Source organism: Salicibibacter kimchii, assembly GCF_003336365.1.
GTDB classification, from domain to species: Bacteria; Bacillota; Bacilli; order Bacillales; family Marinococcaceae; genus Salicibibacter; species Salicibibacter kimchii.
The window spans coordinates 2,484,557-2,500,622 of record NZ_CP031092.1; the positions used below are offsets into that span (position 1 = coordinate 2,484,557).

General features: G+C 40.3%; 22 protein-coding genes. 21 read left to right on the forward strand and 1 reads right to left on the reverse strand.

Annotated features, from left to right (window positions below; genetic code table 11):
- Positions 1-24 precede the first annotated feature (24 nt).
- The 16 genes from DT065_RS12625 (at position 25) to DT065_RS12675 (ending at position 10,671) form a co-directional block, all read left to right on the forward strand.
- Positions 25-642, forward strand: a complete 618-nt coding sequence (locus tag DT065_RS12625) for a reverse transcriptase domain-containing protein (protein ID WP_114373993.1) — start codon at positions 25-27, stop codon at positions 640-642.
- Between the two features lie 25 nt (positions 643-667).
- Complete coding sequence (locus tag DT065_RS19900) at positions 668-973, forward strand: reverse transcriptase domain-containing protein (protein ID WP_114373995.1); 306 nt, start codon at positions 668-670, stop codon at positions 971-973.
- Positions 970-1,191 carry a group II intron maturase-specific domain-containing protein gene (locus DT065_RS19905; RefSeq protein WP_114373997.1) on the forward strand — a complete coding sequence of 74 codons (222 nt, stop codon included), beginning with the start codon at positions 970-972 and terminating at the stop codon, positions 1,189-1,191. Before DT065_RS19900 ends, DT065_RS19905 begins: the two co-directional genes overlap by 4 nt.
- A 279-nt stretch (positions 1,192-1,470) precedes the next feature.
- A complete protein-coding gene (locus DT065_RS12640) occupies positions 1,471-2,802 on the forward strand; it encodes an APC family permease (RefSeq protein ID WP_114373999.1) in 1,332 nt (443 codons plus the stop codon).
- Positions 2,803-3,170: 368 nt separating this feature from the next.
- Entirely contained in the window at positions 3,171-4,307 is a 1,137-nt protein-coding gene (locus DT065_RS12645; protein WP_114374001.1) for an acyl-CoA dehydrogenase, read from the forward strand.
- An 84-nt stretch (positions 4,308-4,391) separates the two neighbouring features.
- Entirely contained in the window at positions 4,392-4,637 is a 246-nt protein-coding gene (locus DT065_RS19735; RefSeq protein WP_335743551.1) for a nitronate monooxygenase family protein, read from the forward strand.
- A 12-nt stretch (positions 4,638-4,649) separates the two neighbouring features.
- Positions 4,650-5,285, forward strand: coding sequence for an NAD(P)H-dependent flavin oxidoreductase (locus tag DT065_RS12650; RefSeq protein WP_335743593.1), 636 nt, complete (start codon positions 4,650-4,652; stop codon positions 5,283-5,285).
- 446 nt (positions 5,286-5,731) lie between these two features.
- Positions 5,732-5,905, forward strand: a complete 174-nt coding sequence (locus DT065_RS19910) for an acyl-CoA dehydrogenase family protein (RefSeq protein WP_160112542.1) — start codon at positions 5,732-5,734, stop codon at positions 5,903-5,905.
- Between the two features lie 54 nt (positions 5,906-5,959).
- Positions 5,960-6,235: an acyl-CoA dehydrogenase family protein gene (locus DT065_RS12660; RefSeq protein WP_160112543.1), complete on the forward strand. Its 276-nt coding sequence runs from the start codon at positions 5,960-5,962 to the stop codon at positions 6,233-6,235.
- 812 nt (positions 6,236-7,047) lie between these two features.
- Positions 7,048-7,185, forward strand: a complete 138-nt coding sequence (locus tag DT065_RS19740; protein WP_335743552.1) for a hypothetical protein — start codon at positions 7,048-7,050, stop codon at positions 7,183-7,185.
- A gap of 35 nt (positions 7,186-7,220) precedes the next feature.
- Complete coding sequence (locus DT065_RS19745) at positions 7,221-7,391, forward strand: Rieske 2Fe-2S domain-containing protein (RefSeq protein ID WP_335743594.1); 171 nt, start codon at positions 7,221-7,223, stop codon at positions 7,389-7,391.
- A 48-nt stretch (positions 7,392-7,439) separates the two neighbouring features.
- On the forward strand, positions 7,440-7,628 hold the full coding sequence (locus DT065_RS19750) for a Rieske (2Fe-2S) protein (protein ID WP_335743553.1): 189 nt from the start codon (positions 7,440-7,442) through the stop codon (positions 7,626-7,628).
- Between the two features lie 236 nt (positions 7,629-7,864).
- Positions 7,865-8,398 carry an SRPBCC family protein gene (locus DT065_RS19755; RefSeq protein ID WP_335743554.1) on the forward strand — a complete coding sequence of 178 codons (534 nt, stop codon included), beginning with the start codon at positions 7,865-7,867 and terminating at the stop codon, positions 8,396-8,398.
- Positions 8,398-8,721, forward strand: coding sequence for an aromatic-ring-hydroxylating dioxygenase subunit beta (locus DT065_RS19535; RefSeq protein ID WP_250645668.1), 324 nt, complete (start codon positions 8,398-8,400; stop codon positions 8,719-8,721). The genes DT065_RS19755 and DT065_RS19535 overlap by 1 nt, the downstream gene beginning before the upstream one ends.
- Before the next feature lie 2 nt (positions 8,722-8,723).
- Positions 8,724-8,927, forward strand: coding sequence for an aromatic-ring-hydroxylating dioxygenase subunit beta (locus DT065_RS19540; RefSeq protein ID WP_250645675.1), 204 nt, complete (start codon positions 8,724-8,726; stop codon positions 8,925-8,927).
- Between the two features lie 961 nt (positions 8,928-9,888).
- Entirely contained in the window at positions 9,889-10,671 is a 783-nt protein-coding gene (locus DT065_RS12675) for a 2-keto-4-pentenoate hydratase (protein ID WP_114374007.1), read from the forward strand.
- Between the two features lie 302 nt (positions 10,672-10,973).
- On the opposite strand, the gene DT065_RS19610 is transcribed toward DT065_RS12675, so the two are convergent.
- Positions 10,974-11,096 carry a hypothetical protein gene (locus DT065_RS19610; RefSeq protein WP_257791137.1) on the reverse strand — a complete coding sequence of 41 codons (123 nt, stop codon included), beginning with the start codon at positions 11,094-11,096 and terminating at the stop codon, positions 10,974-10,976.
- A 359-nt stretch (positions 11,097-11,455) separates the two neighbouring features.
- On the opposite strand from DT065_RS19610, the gene DT065_RS12680 reads away from it, so the two are divergent.
- From DT065_RS12680 to DT065_RS12700, 5 genes are all read left to right on the forward strand, one after another.
- Positions 11,456-12,430 (forward strand): catechol 2,3-dioxygenase, encoded by a 975-nt coding sequence (locus tag DT065_RS12680; RefSeq protein ID WP_114374009.1) that lies wholly within the window; start codon positions 11,456-11,458, stop codon positions 12,428-12,430.
- Positions 12,431-12,462: 32 nt separating this feature from the next.
- On the forward strand, positions 12,463-13,374 hold the full coding sequence (locus tag DT065_RS12685) for an acetaldehyde dehydrogenase (acetylating) (protein WP_114374010.1): 912 nt from the start codon (positions 12,463-12,465) through the stop codon (positions 13,372-13,374).
- A complete protein-coding gene (gene dmpG, locus DT065_RS12690; RefSeq protein ID WP_114374012.1) occupies positions 13,371-14,384 on the forward strand; it encodes a 4-hydroxy-2-oxovalerate aldolase in 1,014 nt (337 codons plus the stop codon). The genes DT065_RS12685 and dmpG overlap by 4 nt, the downstream gene beginning before the upstream one ends.
- 80 nt (positions 14,385-14,464) lie before the next feature.
- Positions 14,465-15,238: a 2-keto-4-pentenoate hydratase gene (locus DT065_RS12695; RefSeq protein WP_114374014.1), complete on the forward strand. Its 774-nt coding sequence runs from the start codon at positions 14,465-14,467 to the stop codon at positions 15,236-15,238.
- A gap of 27 nt (positions 15,239-15,265) precedes the next feature.
- Positions 15,266-16,054, forward strand: coding sequence for a 2-keto-4-pentenoate hydratase (locus DT065_RS12700; protein ID WP_227002593.1), 789 nt, complete (start codon positions 15,266-15,268; stop codon positions 16,052-16,054).
- Positions 16,055-16,066: the final 12 nt, after the last annotated feature.

The window sequence follows — 16,066 nt, forward strand, 5'->3', positions numbered from 1 at the left end:
GAGAGGCGCGAAGGTGGTGATCCAATGAAACCAACGCGCAGATACTATTCCATTATAGATAAAGTTTACCAAATGGAAAACCTGCAAGAGGCATGGAAACAAGTCAGAGCCAACAAAGGAAGTGCAGGTATTGATGGTGAAACCATCCAGTGGTTTGATTTCCAACAAGACCAAAACTTGAGAGAAATTCAACGATTTCTGATACAGAATCGGTATAAGCCTCAACCTGCCCTGCGTCACTATATCCCAAAAGACAACGGGAAACAGCGTCCCCTTGGGATTCCAACTGTCCGGGATCGAATTGTCCAACAAGCCGTACGGCAAAAGATCGAACCATTGTTTGATAGGGCGTTCTACTCCTATAGCTATGGTTTTCGGAAAGGGCATTCGCAACACCAAGCATTGGCGACGGTGAAACGTGCCAAGCGAGCGGGATATGAATACGTGATTGACCTTGATATTCAATCTTACTTTGACAACATCTCTCATGCCATTCTCATGGACAAGGTACGGGAAAAGATCGCGGACGGACGAATCCTCGACCTGATAGAAGGGTGGCTGAAAGCAGGAATCATAGAAGATGCGCAGTTCTATGGTACGAACATAAGTTCTCTACAAGGCGGGTTATCTCGCCGCTATTAGCGAATATCTATTTGGATGAATTTGACTGGGAAATGAAAGAAGCTGGTTTTCCTGTGGTCGTTTTGCGGATGATGCCATCGTCTTTTGCAAAAGCAGAAGACAGGCGGAGAAAGCCTATGACCAAGCAAAGATCATCTTGGAAGATAAGCTTCAGCTAACGATGCATCCCGAAAAGACCAAAATCGTGCACTTTGACGATGGGTTTCGTTTCCTTGGGTTTGACCTATGGAAGGATTATCTGGTGCTCCCCAAAAAGAGAGCGAATAAATTTAAAGATAAAATCCGGTATCTTTCCAGAAGACAACAAGGAAAGAACGTGGAAGAAATATGATCAAGAAGTTAAATGAAGTGATTCGAGGTTTCGGGAACTATTTTGGGTTCGGAAACACCAAGCGCATGTTCCAGAGGCTTGATCAATGGATTCGAATGCGAGTCCGGGCGTTTATGAGAAAGAAAAAATCGACTGTCTCAAACATGCGTGTTCCGAATCGACAACTTGATCAGTTAGGCTTAGTTTCTTTGGTTAGCTTACTCACCGCACGTTCATAATCCGGGAATGAAATCAAGCTCACTCCCGGAAATGGGGAACTGACAAAGGGAAAGCCGGATGCGGGAAATCCGCACGTCCGGTTTGACGAGGGGTCCGAGGGCGAAAGCCCTCGTCCTACTCTACATACTTCCGCGCCTTTTCCATTATGGCGAAAGGGAACGGTACAGCATTAGGTTTTAAATTCATAATATTATAAAATTGTAAAGTGATGGTATAATTCTTAATATTCATTGGCCAAACTTTTGGTAAAATAAAAATTTGCTTTGGGAGAGGATAAAATGAAATTCAAATATGTAGATAACTCCGGTAAATTGGGACTTTTTGGGGCGTTAAATATTATGATCGGTTCATTGCTTGGTGCCGCTATTTATATTATGTTACCTGATATTATTGAAGGTGTAGGGACCGGAATGTTTCTAGCTTTTTTAATTGGTTCTTTGCCCGCTGTATTTAGTGGTGTTTATTATATACAACTAAATGCGACATTCCCTAATTCTGGTGGCACTTATTACTTTTCTAAGCGATTACTAGGGAAATATGCAGGATTTATAGCCAGCTCGTTTCTCATGTTTGGTGTGATTGGAGGGGTGGCTATGCTTGCTAATGGTTTTTCGCAATATTTTTCGCTTTACTTTCCAGGTATCCCAGTAACTATTCCTCTAGTTGGTATACTTCTATTATTTATTATAATAAATATTTTTGGAATACGTACGGTTTCAACACTACAAAGCATAATGGTATTAATAATATTATCAGCCCTTCTAATTTTTATCGTCCCCGGGTTAATTTATGGGTCAGGTGTAGAAACAGGAAATTACTTCTTACCTGGGGGTAGTAGTGCGCTGTTTGCTGCATCAGTAACAGCCTTTATGAGCTATGGGACATTTGTATTGTTGTCTTCTTTAGGTGGAAAAATAAAGAATCCAAAACGGAATACCCCCTTAGCTATGGGTATCGGTATTATCGGAGTAACTATTATATTTATGGGTGTGACTATAACGGCAACTATGGTTGCTCCTAGTGAAATGATCAGTCAATCTTCAACGGCACTCGTTGATATATCATCTTTATATCTTCCTGAATTTGTATCATTATTCATTGGATTCAGTGGTTTATTAGCTATTGCTACTACACTTAATGCTACAGTTACAGTAGGCGCAACTGAACTACAGATATTGGCACAAAATAAACATCTTCCCAACTATATTGGAAAAAATCACAGAAAATATCAAACGCCTACAAATGCTCTTTTGTTTACTGGATTATCAACATTAATATTATTAGTTACTGGTTTATCCCAAGAAATCCTCATGCACATAACCATAGTAGGAATATTATTAAGTGTTTTTATCACTGGACTTGCATCGCTTCAATTGCCAAAAACCGAGGACTATAAACTCGCTATGTTTCATTTTCCTTCATGGATTTTCTACCCGTCGATCTTTATTGGCGGTTTGCTAAGCCTTGGATATTCAGTATATATTTTTTATGCCTATCCGATCATAGGAGCATTATTGATAATTTTTTTATTCTTAATGAATGGACTTCACTATTTTCGTCACTTAGTATCAAATAAAATATCAGTTGTTAAATCGAATAAAGAGCTATGACTAGTCATAAAGTAATTGATAATGATAAGATCAAAACATTTGACAACTAGTTAAGTCGATTGAAACACATTATCAGACTTGTAAAAGATAAACTGTTTACGTCCAACAGAAACGGCTTGATCCGAAAGCGATTTTATTAATGTATTGGGGTAACCCCAGAAGCCTCGCTTAAGAGATGAATAAGCAGATAGAAGCTTTATTAATAGTCTAACTATCGTTTACTATACAGGGACAACTATATTGTGTAAAGATCATTCCTGGTTTAGAGTTATGGTTAGGTTCGAGTGATCTTCTTGCATTGGGTGTGTTTATTGCAGAAGTAATCGAATCATCCATACGATTTTAATGAGAAAGGAAGCCGAATATCGATGGAATTTATATTATCAGATGATCAACAAATGATACGAAAAATGGTTCGCGATTTTGCAAAAAATGAGGTTGAGCCGACGGCTGCCGAGAGGGATGCAGAAGAACGTTTTGATCGCTCTCTTTTTACGCAGATGGCTGAGCTTGGATTTACAGGTCTCCCATGGTCGGAAGAAGATGGAGGCATTGGCGGCGATTACTTAAGTTACGTCGTTGCAATAGAGGAATTATCCCGTGTTTGCGCGTCTACAGGTGTAACGCTTTCCGCACATATTTCACTCGCATGTTGGCCGATCTACAAGTATGGGACGGCAGAGCAGAAGGAAGCGTATTTGCAGCCGTTGGCTCAAGGGGAGAAACTTGGAGCGTTTGCCCTGACGGAACCGGGCTCGGGCTCTGATGCTGGCTCTATGAAAACAACGGCTGTTCTTAAAGGTGAGGAATATGTCCTGAACGGAACGAAAATTTTTATCACAAACGGTGGAGAAGCCGATATTTATGTCGTATTTGCAGAGGTGGAGACAGGTCCTGGTCCTGTGGCATTTATCGTGGAAAAAGATTACCCCGGGTTTTTTGTTGGGAAAAAAGAAGAAAAGATGGGTATCCGTTCGTCACCGACAACCGAAATACGTCTTGAAAACTGCCGTGTGCCTAAAGCAAATCGTTTAGGTGGCGAAGGTCAAGGATTTAAAATTGCAATGAAAACGTTGGATGGCGGACGGAACGGCATTGCAGCGCAAGCGTTGGGTATTGCCCAAGGTGCCCTTGATGCGGCAACGGCTTATTCGAAAGAGCGTAAACAATTTGGAACTTCTATCGGCAATCAACAAGGGCTCAGCTTTAAACTAGCCGATATGGCAACAAAAATTGAAGCTTCACGCCTTTTAACGTATCAAGCGGCATGGCGTGAACAAAAGGGACTGGATTATGGAAAAGCGTCTGCCATGTCTAAGCTTTATGCGGCTGATACGGCGATGGAGGTCACAACAGAAGCTGTGCAAGTATTTGGCGGTTATGGTTACATTCGGGAATACCCCGTGGAGCGATATATGCGCGATGCGAAAATCACGCAAATATACGAAGGCACAAATGAAATCCAACGCCTAGTGATCGCGAAGATGCTACTGGCTGACCAATAAGAATATTTCTTAATATATACTGACCTAAACAATATATTATAGTTAGCCTTTGAAAACAATATACGAGAGCGATGGTGATTGAAAATGTCTAAATTACCGATTATTGTATCACCCATGTTTTTAGTTTCAACACCACAAATGGTAATAGAGTCAGCAAAGGCTGGAATTATTGGTTCGTTTCCCCTTTTAAATGCCCGTCCTGTGCCAAAAGGCGCTGAGTGGTTACATGAGGTTAAGTCGTCCATTGGGAATACATCGTGGGCAGTTAATTTAATTAGTCACAAAAAAGCAAATAAACGTTACGATGATGATGTACGTTTGATCAAATAATATGAACCTCCGATCGTAATTACATCGCTCGGTAATCCGAGTGAAGTGATTGATATTGTTCATAGGTATGGAGGGTTAGTTTATTCTGATGTGGCAACCGTTAAACATGCTAAACAAGCTGCTAGAGGTGGCGTTGACGGCCTAGTTTTAGTTTGTTCAGGAGCAGGCGGGCATGGTGGCGCTTTAAGTCCATTTACCTTTATTCATACAGTGAAAGAATTTTTTAGAGGGAAGATTGTTTTAGCTGGTGGCGATTCAACGGGTAGCGATGTTGCAGCAGCGCAACTTATGGGAGCTGATTATGTTTATATGGGGACCCGATTTATAGCCACAGAAGAGAGTAATGCTCAAAAAGAATACAAACAAATGGTCATTGATTCTGCATTAGAAGATATTATTTATACAGATGCCTTCAGTGGCATCCATGCAAACTATTTAATCCCTAGTTTACATAGGCAAGGGATTGACCCGAAAACTCTCAAACCAAAAGAAGAGATAGATTTATCTCATATAACCGATGTCAAGGCGTGGCGCGATATATGGTCAGCCGGTCAAGGAGTGACAACTGTGAAAAAGCTTCAAACGGTGGGAACAATTATCCAACAGTTAGAACAGGAATACCAGGAAGGGATGAACCGGCTAGTATAACACGCTTCGCACAGATTTCGGGATTATTTTGGAGGATGCGGTGGTTCCCATTCATACTGTGAAGATACCTGCCGTACCTTAATGATTTTATCAGGAGGGTGAGTTGAATGGTTGAAAGGTTAATGCCAGAAATTTATCATGATATGATTATGTCTGAATAAACGCAACGAATTCGAATGGAAGTTAGAAAATTTGTCAATGAAGAGGTAATTCCAGTTGCTCATAAAATTGGGACATACAGAAGACAAGCACAATTTTCCATGGGGGCTTGTTATGACGTGGGCGAATGCAAGCGCACGGTTATCCTAATTTTTAGGGGTTGGACGAGAGGGATGGACCCCTGGATGGAATATCATTCCTTCAATTGAAGAATATTCATCAATTGAAAGGCGCACTTTGGTGCTAGTAAATCCTAATGGCATGAAAATATGAGAAATCAAGAGCATATGGAAGAATATTTAATTACAAAGAGGGAGGGGATACTTGGAATTCCCTTTCCTAAAGAAGTAAGAGGGCGAGGGCTTAAGTTTCCTGTTAGTAGCACTATTGTTACCAAGGAAGAATTAGCATATGCAAGCAATAGTTTAGCGGCAATTTACGATGTTCAATGCATGTTATGAGGAAATGCACTTACTTATGGTTCTGATTATATAAAAAAGAATTATTTAACACCATTGATTAGAGGGGAAAAGATTGGGAGCTTTGCCACGACCGAACCTGATGCTAGTACAGATTTAAGTGTTCGAACCGTTACAACCATGGCAGAAAGAAATGGTGATAAATGGATTATCAATGGTAGAAAACGCTTTATCAGTAATTCACCTGTTGCAGACTATGTTGTCTTATTATGCCGAACAGATAATAGCATAACCGAGTTTGTAGTAAACTTAGATGGTCCAGGAGTAAAAGTTGGAGAACCCGATAGAAAATCGGCAACAAAGGCCAATTAACTGCTGATATATACTTTGAAAATGTGGAAATCGGTGATGAGAATCGTTTAGGTAATGTGGGCAAGGGACTACGAATAGCACTAGCAACACTGACTTATGGGAAAATTGGAATTGCGTCAACGGGTGTTGGTATGGCCCAATCAGCTTTAGATCATTTTGGGATTCCTTCAGCCTGTATATTCCTTTCCAAAAGCTTGCCTAGCAATAATTACTTTCTGTAATTCATTAGTACCTTCATACAAAATGCTTGACTAATGCCAAGTTTGGAACTTTACAAATTTTTCGTTTTTCAATGAATCTGCCAAATCAAACAAGTTTTGCGGAATACCGTACCAGTAACATAAATGATGTAGTTTTACTTTCGCTCCTGCAGGTTTAATATAAGCGTTTTCATTAACAAGATTAAAAATACCATGCAAGAACGACTATAGATCGATTCATTCAACCAAAAAGCCGTAACCACCGTCAAGAAGTTTGTGTAAGCTAGTACAATCGAAATAGTGCATGACAAATTCGGCTTAGGTAACTTTGGGGGTAACCGGATTGGATTATTTGGTGATGCAGGCTATCTTATATTAGATCCTGCATGGGGAATCAGTTATTTGGAATATGAAAGACGTACCTGGCTATGGAGATACGTGGATTGGTGCAGTGTTTCCTGAATCTTGGTGAAACCGTGGAACTCCTGAAACTATCCATGAACCTTCAAAATCATACTGATGATTGTAATTCTGAAGAACAAGAGGGAACTTGAATCCACAATCGATACAGTTCGATGAATAATTTAATAAATAATAAGGGAGGAAAAACATTTGTCAATTGATAAAAAAACACTCTTAGAACTGAAAGAAAAGTTATCAAAAGGCCTATCACCACAATGGACATTAGCTGATCGTGAAATGTATGATTTAGAAATAAGCAGATTTTTGGACGTACATGGCAATTTTTAGCCCATGAATCAGAATTAAAGGAACCTGGGTGTTTTATTACGAGATGGATTGCACATGATCCAATTTTGATTACTAAAACAAAATCGGGTGAGATTAAAGCATTTCTTAACTCTTGTACTCATAGAGGAACGTTATTATGTTCTGCCGACTCTGGGAAACAAAAAGCATTTACCTGTCCATATCACGGTTGGACCTTTAGTAATTAAGGGAAGCTAATTGGAATTGCCCTTGGTAACAAAGTTTTCGGTGAGGAAATGGACAAAGATGAATGGAATCTTCATTCAATTCCAAAAGTAGATAGCTACCAAGGTATGATATTTGGAAATCTAGATCCGAATGCGGAGTCATTAAGCGAGAATTTAGGTGACATGAAATGGTATTTGGATATTATGCTAGGTCGAAGTGATAGTGGTATGGAAGTGCAAGAGGCTCCACAACGTTGAGTGGTGGAAGCAAACTGGAAAGTAACAGCTGAAAATTTTGAGGCTGGATCCATATCATGTTCAATTTGCTCATAAGTCTGCCAAGGAAATGGGTATCGCCCCAAATGATCCCTTCTTTCCATGACATGGAAGACAAGTCGTTTTGGAAAATGGTCATGGTATAAATATAGTTCAGTTGGATGATACTGGAGAATCTCCTGTCCCATATCAGGGAACGCCTGGAGTCGATGTGGCCGATGTTTCAAAGCAATTTAACTAATGAGCAAAATGATATTTTGAAAAACGGATTCTTTGTAGGTGGTGCTTATCCTAATCTTGGGATTTTGAATTTTAGTTTACCATTACTAGATGCAGATGATGGTGCGTTGTACAATTTTTTAAACTTAAGGGTATGGAGGCCAATAGCTCCTGACAAAGTAGAAGTTTGGAGTTGGCATCTAATTGATAAAGAAGCGTCAAAAGAATACAAAGTAAAATCTTATAAATCTTATTTAGGAACCTTTGGCCCGTCTGGAATTTTAGAACAGGATGATTCAGAGATTTGGAGTAGAGTTGCCCAAGCAAGTAATGGAATCATGGCTCAAAGTAAGGATTTAAGCTACAATAGTATGCTTAATTACCTGATGGGGCTAGAGCGTGTAGAGCCCCTAGATAACTTTCCTGGCCCTGGGACTGCTTATCCGCTCTGCTTTCTCGATGAGTTATCTCGAAGCATGCAAAGAAAATGGATAGAACTTCTTTTAGAGGAAACTAAAGAGGAGGTATACTAATGGTTGGAAAAGTATCAAGTTTACTTCCAGCAAAAATAGAGACTCAATTTGAAATAACGAATTTTTTGTACCACGAGGCATATTTGTTGGATCATAGAAGATATTCAGAGTGGTTAGAAATACTAGATGATGATCTTGTCTATCGGATGCCTGCGAGAGTTACAAAAGAAGGAAAACATGATATGCCAAATATTGACGAGATTTCAACGTATTTTAAAGACACGAAGAAATCTCTAGAGACAAGAATCAAGCGATTGGATACTACTTCATCCGCATGGTCTGAATTTTCAGGGCCATTACAAAGGCACTTTGTAAGTCTGTAGATATAAAAAATGATTATGAAAAGCACCATGTAAATAGCAATTTTCTATATAAACGGTTCAAGGAACCATCTAAAATATTTGAAGAATTATTTGGAGAGCGGAATGACATATTAAGAAGGAGAAACGGTGAATGGAAAATTGTATCACGGACAATCTATCTCGATCAAAGTGTTTTAGGAACAATGAATCTAAGTATGTTTTTGTAACAAGGGCATTTGTTCGCAGAAAAGATGATCGGTATCTTCGGTCAATTCAGTAAGCCGTGAACGTTAAAGGGGAAAAGAGAGAACCAAGCCCGTGTTAAAACCTCATGACTTGCGTACCAAGTATCGGGATGTTGATAATTTTGTAGCCCATAATCGTTGAACGCTGCTGACCAGTTTCCACCTTTTCCGAATCGGGCGATATCAGCCAGTATGAGGATCCGCAGCAGGGCAAAACCTTGCCGGACTCACGCTAAGGCTCCGCCATCCCCAAACTATCTAGGGTTTGCATTGAGTCTTCTCTGTGCCCAGCTACAGAGATTATCTCGGGTTATAGCCAGGCAAGGTGTTAACCAGTTCTACAGGAATTTGGAGTAGCAAGATTATTTTAGAGCGTATTGATTTTTACCATCATACGTTAAAAATTACCGAATCATAAGAAGCCACCATGGTTATATTATCACATAGTTTCAGTTCATAAGAGCTATTTATAGAAAAGTAACTTCACTAAAGCAAAGCGATTATTGTAAAGGATGGAGATGGGCAGGCCTATTTTTAAACAAAAGGTAAACGAGCTGGCCCTGAGTAGGGGGGATGGATTGTATGCAAGAACAAGCACTGTATAGCGATCGTCCAAAGCAATAAGAAATTATGCCGGTACTAGGGTAACAGACCCAGAGATCCAGACCCAAGACAGTAACTATGGAATTGGAATGCTTACAAACAGGAAATGGGGATGAATAACAATCCCCTCTCATTTCTCGTTTATTTCTAGTGGGTTGAAAAATGTTTGGTTTTTCACAGTCTTCCAGAGAAAAGTGTTATATGGTATGGAAGTAATCATTTACAAGAATACTATCTATATGTGGTGCACACCTCATAAACCACCCCAGGGAGCCAGTAAAGTAGTGATTGAAGGTGAAAGTACGCAACCCTAACTTATAGAAAGGCGGTCGTGACATGTATGAAATTAAATTGGATTGATGAACTTGCAACTAATTTATTGAAATCGGAACAGCAGCGGTATGCTATTGAAAGGCCTTCCTTAAATTACCCAGATATGGATGTTCATAATGCTTATGATATTATGGAAAGGCTGGTCTCAATGAAGGAGGAGCTGGGTCACAAGGTTGTAGGATATAAACTGGGGTATACCAGCAGGGTAATGCAGATGCAAATGGGTATAGACGAGCCAATATTCGGTCTTTTATTCGATTACATGTTAATGAAAGATGGGGAACAATTAACCCTTGATAAATTTATTCATCCAAAGTTGGAAGCGGAAATTGCTTTTGTCCTCAAACAAGATTTATCTGGTCCAGGTATTACAAGAGGAGATGTTTTAGCAGCCACCAATTATATTCTTCCTATTTTGGAAGTGGTGGACAGTCGTTATTTGAATTACAAATTTACAATGGTCGATGTAATTTCTGACAATAATTCAGGATCAAGGGTGATTACAGGAAAAGAAAAGTTCGGTGCGATTGATGTCGACCTGCCTGAATTAAGAGTCAGTTTGAAGAAAAACGGTGAGTTGGTACAAAGGGGTTCAGGCACTGACGTATTAGGAAATCCCGCCGATGCTATTGTTTGGCTGATAAACACTTTACATGAACATGGTAGAAGGTTTCACACAGGTGACATCATTATATCAGGAGGGATGACCCGCGCTATTGACCTAGAGAAGAAAGATCTAATTGAAGCAGACTTTGGTACACTCGGAACTATTCCACTTAAAGTGGTTTAATAGTCATTTACCAACTTTCGAACCTAGATAATGATCACGAGACCTACGGTTGTTTGGCCTAGGCGGTGAACAATCCGAAAGGCCATGGAGCAGATGCATTTTGGCTATTATTCTTCTAAAAAAGGAGACTTTCAGCAGCGCATAGAACTCACTTCATGAACCACGTCAAACATTACGCACACTAGGGATTGAGGCCCCTCCCAAGGTCTTCGACATCCAGGCTAAAACCTAATTGCACGCCACCTATGTCCAAAAATCCTGCAAACCGGCATTACTATGCCCATTTGCGGGATTTTATTTGCCTAGCGACTGTTCAACCCGAGTTTGTAGCGTTCATACATTCGTTTATCTTTTGTCTTTTTCATAGCATCTTTGATTTCTTGAATCGCAGGATTAGGTTTGTCCAATGATTGTCTACTTTTCATTATCTCAACCCACAGGAAACAAGATTAGGTTCCCTTTAAGACTTCGCCATTATTACTAAAATCGTTTTACAATTTATATAGAACAGTCTTCTTCAGTATCACTGCGTAATTATGAGCGAAAATTTTCTGTTCATATTGTTTTCATTCTTTTCCCTTAAGTAATAAAAACATAAAAATTTATTCATCGTTTACTATAGAGGGACAACGGTCTTTTTAGAAGGTCACCTATCGTTTACACTTATATTTAGAAAACAAAATGAAAGCGATAACAAATGAAATGGAAGTATTTAAAAACTTGTTTATTGAGTCAAGCGGATAGTTCTAAATGTGAATTCTAAAAATGGGAGGAAGGAATTAAAATGAATAATTATCAAGAGCCGATTTTTGATGTAGCGCAACTGGCGCATGTGGAAATCTATTCTCCTAAGCCGGAGGAAACTGTAGAATTTTTCGAAAGATTCCTGGCGATGGAAGTGACAGCTCGATCTGGCCAATCTGCATATTTAAGAGCTTATGAGGAACCGTATCACAATTCTTTAAAGGTGACAGAGGCAAAGGAGGCAGGCTTAGGACATGCAGGTTGGCGTACGTTGTCTCCCCAGGCATTGCAACGTCGAGTTGAGGCAATAAAGGAAACCGGAATGGGAAGAGGATGGATTGAAGGGGATATTGGACATGGAGAAGCTTATCAATTCACGCTACCTGATGGCCAGTTAATGGAGCTTTTTTGGGATGTTGAGTATTATCAATGTGATGATGCGTACCGCTCAAAACTGTTGAACCGACCTTCGAAACGCCCAGAGCGTGGAGTTCCGGTACGCCGGTTGGATCACATTAATTTAATGAGTTCCAACCCACAGAAGGATGCTCAATTTATGATAGACAATCTAGGATTTCGCTTAAGAGAGGGGATTGAAGATGAGGGAAACCTGATTGGAAGCTGGCTCAGTGTATCCAATCTCATGCATGAAATTGCTATTATGCCAGAGCCAAATCAGGTGCCGGGGAAATTACATCATCTTTGTTACTGGTATGGTATTCCGCAAAATCTTTACGACATTGCTGATGTATTCAAAGAAAATGATATTTTCATAGAGGTTCCGCCGAATAAACATGGCATCAGCCAAGCATTCTGTATGTATGTGTATGAGCCTGGTGGCAATCGGGTTGAGTTATTCGGAGATGCTGGCTATCTCATCTTTGACCCTGATTGGAAGCCGGTTATATGGGATATGAAAGATGTACCAGGTTATGGAGATACTTGGATAGGGACAGCATTCCCTGACTCCTGGTGGACACAAGGTACCCCTGTTACGAAAACACAAAATGTTTGATTCAGTAACAACAGAGAGGATGGTAAATCAAGATGGCCAAGATCAAAGGAGCTATTTTAGGATCCGGAAATATTGGCACAGACTTAATGTACAAAGCGCAGAAAAATCAGGAAAACCTTGAAATATCCTTATTGGCAGGAATTGATTCCAAATCAGAAGGCCTTGCCAGAGCTCGAGAGATGGGGATTCGTGCCAGTGACGAAGGGATAAACGCAATTTTGGAAGATCCGGAAATCAAAATTGTTTTTGATGCCACCAGTGCAAAAGCACATTATAACAATGCCGAAGCACTGCGTTCAGCGGAGAAAATGGCAATCGACCTTACACCGGCTGCCATAGGCCCTCATGTAGTGCCGCCAGTTAACCTTGAGGAACATATGAATGCAATGAATGTAAATATGGTTTCTTGTGGTGGGCAAGCAATGACTCCTCTTGTTCACGCGGTTGGCCGTATAGCACCGGTTCATTATGTAGAGGTAATATCTACAGCAGCAAGTAAAGCTATTGGGCCGGGTACAAGGCAAAATGTAGACGAATTCACACGTACAACGGCAAACGCTATTCGTAATGTAGGTGGCGCGAAAATGAGTCGAGCCATTCCGGTATTTAATCCAGCCGAACCGCCAATTAAAATGACCAACACGGTTTATGCTGTGATTAAAGAGGAAGTCGATGAAGAGGCTGTGATATCTTCTATTGAAAAAATGGTGCAGGAAGTGTCCGATTATGTACCAGGTTATCGACTAAAGGGAAAGCCTTTTGTTGATTATCGTAAGACGCCATGGGGAGAATGGCCGGCTGTGGTGATTATGAATGAGGTCGAAGGATCAGGTGACTTTTTTCCAACCTATGCAGGTAATCTGGACATCATGACGGCTTCGGCTAGCAAAGTCGGGGACATGTACGCCCGGCACCTTATGGGAGTTAAGGGGGTCAACCAATGAAGATACCGAGATTAACTGATACCACACTGCGTGATGGTTCCCACGCTGTAAGTCATAATTATTCGCCGGAAGTTATCAGGAGCGTTGTCAGCAAACTAGATGAAGCCCGTGTTCCTGTCATAGAAGTTAGTCATGGGGCCGGACTAGCTGGCTCTACCATTCAACAAGGTTTTTCCACACATCCAGAATTTGATCTGATTAAGACAGCCGTGGAATCAACAAATCACGCAAAAATTGCTTCATTATTTGTACCTGGTATTGGGACCAGTGAAGAATTACGAAAGGCAGTGGACATTGGGATAGGAGCCATTCGTATTGCAGTGCATTGTACAGAAGCTGATGTAACCGAACAGTATTTTGAATTGGCGAAGGCACTGGGAATTGAGGCTGTTGGTTTTTTGATGATGTCCCATACGCAGGGTGCAAATGTTCTTGCTGAACAGGCAAAAATGATGGAATCATATGGGGCTGATTGTGTCTACATTGTGGATTCTGCAGGAGCCCTTGTTCCGACAGGCGTTAGGGAGAGAGTTTCCGCCTTAAAAGAGGCTTTATCAATTGAGGTTGGTTTTCACGCACATAATAATCTAGGCTTATCTATCGGCAATTCTGTGGCTGCGTATGAAGAAGGAGCAGACCAAATCGATGGGACATTAAGAGGACTTGGTGCAGGCGCTGGCAATACACCAACTGAAGTGCTGGTAGCAACCTTAAAAAAGATGGACATAGACACGGGGATCAATCTTTCCATTTTAATGGATGTAGCGGAAGAGATAGTAGCTCCATTGATGTCAGCACCAATCATCATTGACAGAGATAATTTATCTAGTGGATATGCAGGTGTTTACAACAGCTTTCTCTTACATGTCAGGCATGCTGCAGAAAAATTCGGAGTAAATCCTTCAGAAATTATGGAGGAATTGGGGAAACGACAAGCTATAGCCGGGCAAGAAGACTGGATTTTAGATGTGGCAGTTGAACTAGCTGAGAAAAAAGACCTTAAGGTATGACTCGGATATTAAACTTCAACGTATGCGTTTGGGAGTAATTATGGTATGTCTAGAAAGGTATAAAAAGGAGTGAAAGAGAAGTGGATACACAGGAGGCATCATTAAAACTTCTCCATTCAGAACGTACTAAAAAAGCAATCAAACCTTTAACCGATTCTCATTCTGATTTGACAGTGGATCAGGCTTATCATACACAACTGAAGACCATTCGACAAAAAGAGAGGGATGGAGCGGTTATTGTTGGAAAAAAAATTGGAGCAACCAGTAAAGCGATCCAAGATATGTTTGGTGTAGATAAGCCGGATTATGGACATCTATTGGATGACATGATGTTCGTTGAGGGTGAAACAATCTCAATTGGTCAATTTATTCAGCCAAAGGCAGAGTTTGAGATCGCGTTTATGTTGAAAAAAGATTTGGACAAGGAAAATATTACAACTTTTGATGTGATAGAAGCAACTGACTTTATTGTACCTGCTATTGAAGTGATTGACAGCCGTATTGAGGATTGGAAGATTAAATTTGAAGATACAGTGGCAGATAACGGGTCTTCTGCTGCAGCCATTATTGGTACAAAACCTACTCAAATTGAAGAATTGGATCTCATTCATTTGGGTATGGTTGCGTATAAAAATGGTGAATTATTAGACTCTGCTACAGGAGCGACTGTACTAGGAAATCCACTTCGTTCAGTGGCGTGGTTAGCGAATTCATTAAGAAAGTACAACGTGTCATTAAAAGCAGGGGAAATTATACTATCAGGAGCACTGACAAGCGCAGTAGCAATTGCAGCAAATGATACGTTTACCGCTGATTTCGCCCATTTGGGTTCCATATCTGCCTCTTTTGAATAATAAAGATAAGTAAGGTGATAAATATTGTTGGGAACAGATGATATTAATCAAATCGCTGTTGAGTTATATGAAAGTGAAAGACAAAAAAATCCAGTTAATAATTTTGTAGACAAATATCCACAGTTGGATGAGGCCTCGGCTTATAAAGTACAGGAAAAGTTGATTGAAATTAAAAGCAGTAGAGAAAATACGAAAAGGGTTGGTCATAAACTCGGGTTGACTAGCAAGGCCAAACAGAACATGATGGGTGTCCATGAGCCGTCATATGGTGTGCTATTAGAAAGTATGCAGAAATATGAAGGAGATCCTATTTCGCTTTCAGGATCTATTCATGCAAAAATAGAGCCAGAAATAGCTTTCATTTTCAATAAAGAAATAAAAGGACCAGCCGTGACTGTTGCTGAGGTTATGGAAGCAACTTCGTATGTCATGCCGGCATTGGAAATTATTGATAGCAGATTTCATGGTTTCAGTTTTACACTTCCGGATGCAGTTTCTGATAATTCCTCCTCTTCGTTATTCATGATTGGGGAAAGGTTTCAAAGACTTGATGACCTGGACTTAAGGCTGACTGGCATGGTATTAAAAAAGAACGGAGAGATTATGTCGACTGCTACAGCTGCAAATGTAATGGGACATCCGGCAAGAGCAATTTCCTGGCTAGCTAACAAATTATATAAAGTTGGACAAAGCATTCAAACCGGAGAAATCGTACTAAGTGGTTCCATATTAGCTGCGGAAACAATTGAACCAGGTGACCACTTTTCAGTAAGTTTTGATAGATTAGGTTCAGTGGAGATTACGTTTACCGAATAAGTACTCTTGCGA

Excerpts from the sequence above, each read along its gene's own strand:
- DT065_RS19535 (WP_250645668.1), top strand. The coding sequence starts at position 8,398 with ATGGTTGGAAAAGTATCAAGTTTACTTCCAGCAAAAATAGAGACTCAA.
- DT065_RS12640 (WP_114373999.1), top strand. The coding sequence starts at position 1,471 with ATGAAATTCAAATATGTAGATAACTCCGGTAAATTGGGACTTTTTGGG.
- DT065_RS19735 (WP_335743551.1), top strand. The coding sequence starts at position 4,392 with ATGTCTAAATTACCGATTATTGTATCACCCATGTTTTTAGTTTCAACA.
- DT065_RS12680 (WP_114374009.1), top strand. The coding sequence starts at position 11,456 with ATGAATAATTATCAAGAGCCGATTTTTGATGTAGCGCAACTGGCGCAT.
- DT065_RS19755 (WP_335743554.1), top strand. The coding sequence starts at position 7,865 with ATGTTTCAAAGCAATTTAACTAATGAGCAAAATGATATTTTGAAAAAC.
- DT065_RS19910 (WP_160112542.1), top strand. The coding sequence starts at position 5,732 with ATGGAAGAATATTTAATTACAAAGAGGGAGGGGATACTTGGAATTCCC.
- DT065_RS12685 (WP_114374010.1), top strand. The coding sequence starts at position 12,463 with ATGGCCAAGATCAAAGGAGCTATTTTAGGATCCGGAAATATTGGCACA.
- DT065_RS19905 (WP_114373997.1), top strand. The coding sequence starts at position 970 with ATGATCAAGAAGTTAAATGAAGTGATTCGAGGTTTCGGGAACTATTTT.
- DT065_RS12625 (WP_114373993.1), top strand. The coding sequence starts at position 25 with ATGAAACCAACGCGCAGATACTATTCCATTATAGATAAAGTTTACCAA.
- DT065_RS12645 (WP_114374001.1), top strand. The coding sequence starts at position 3,171 with ATGGAATTTATATTATCAGATGATCAACAAATGATACGAAAAATGGTT.
- DT065_RS19750 (WP_335743553.1), top strand. The coding sequence starts at position 7,440 with ATGGACAAAGATGAATGGAATCTTCATTCAATTCCAAAAGTAGATAGC.
- DT065_RS19610 (WP_257791137.1), bottom strand. The coding sequence starts at position 11,096 with ATGAAAAGTAGACAATCATTGGACAAACCTAATCCTGCGATTCAAGAA.
- dmpG (WP_114374012.1), top strand. The coding sequence starts at position 13,371 with ATGAAGATACCGAGATTAACTGATACCACACTGCGTGATGGTTCCCAC.
- DT065_RS12675 (WP_114374007.1), top strand. The coding sequence starts at position 9,889 with ATGAAATTAAATTGGATTGATGAACTTGCAACTAATTTATTGAAATCG.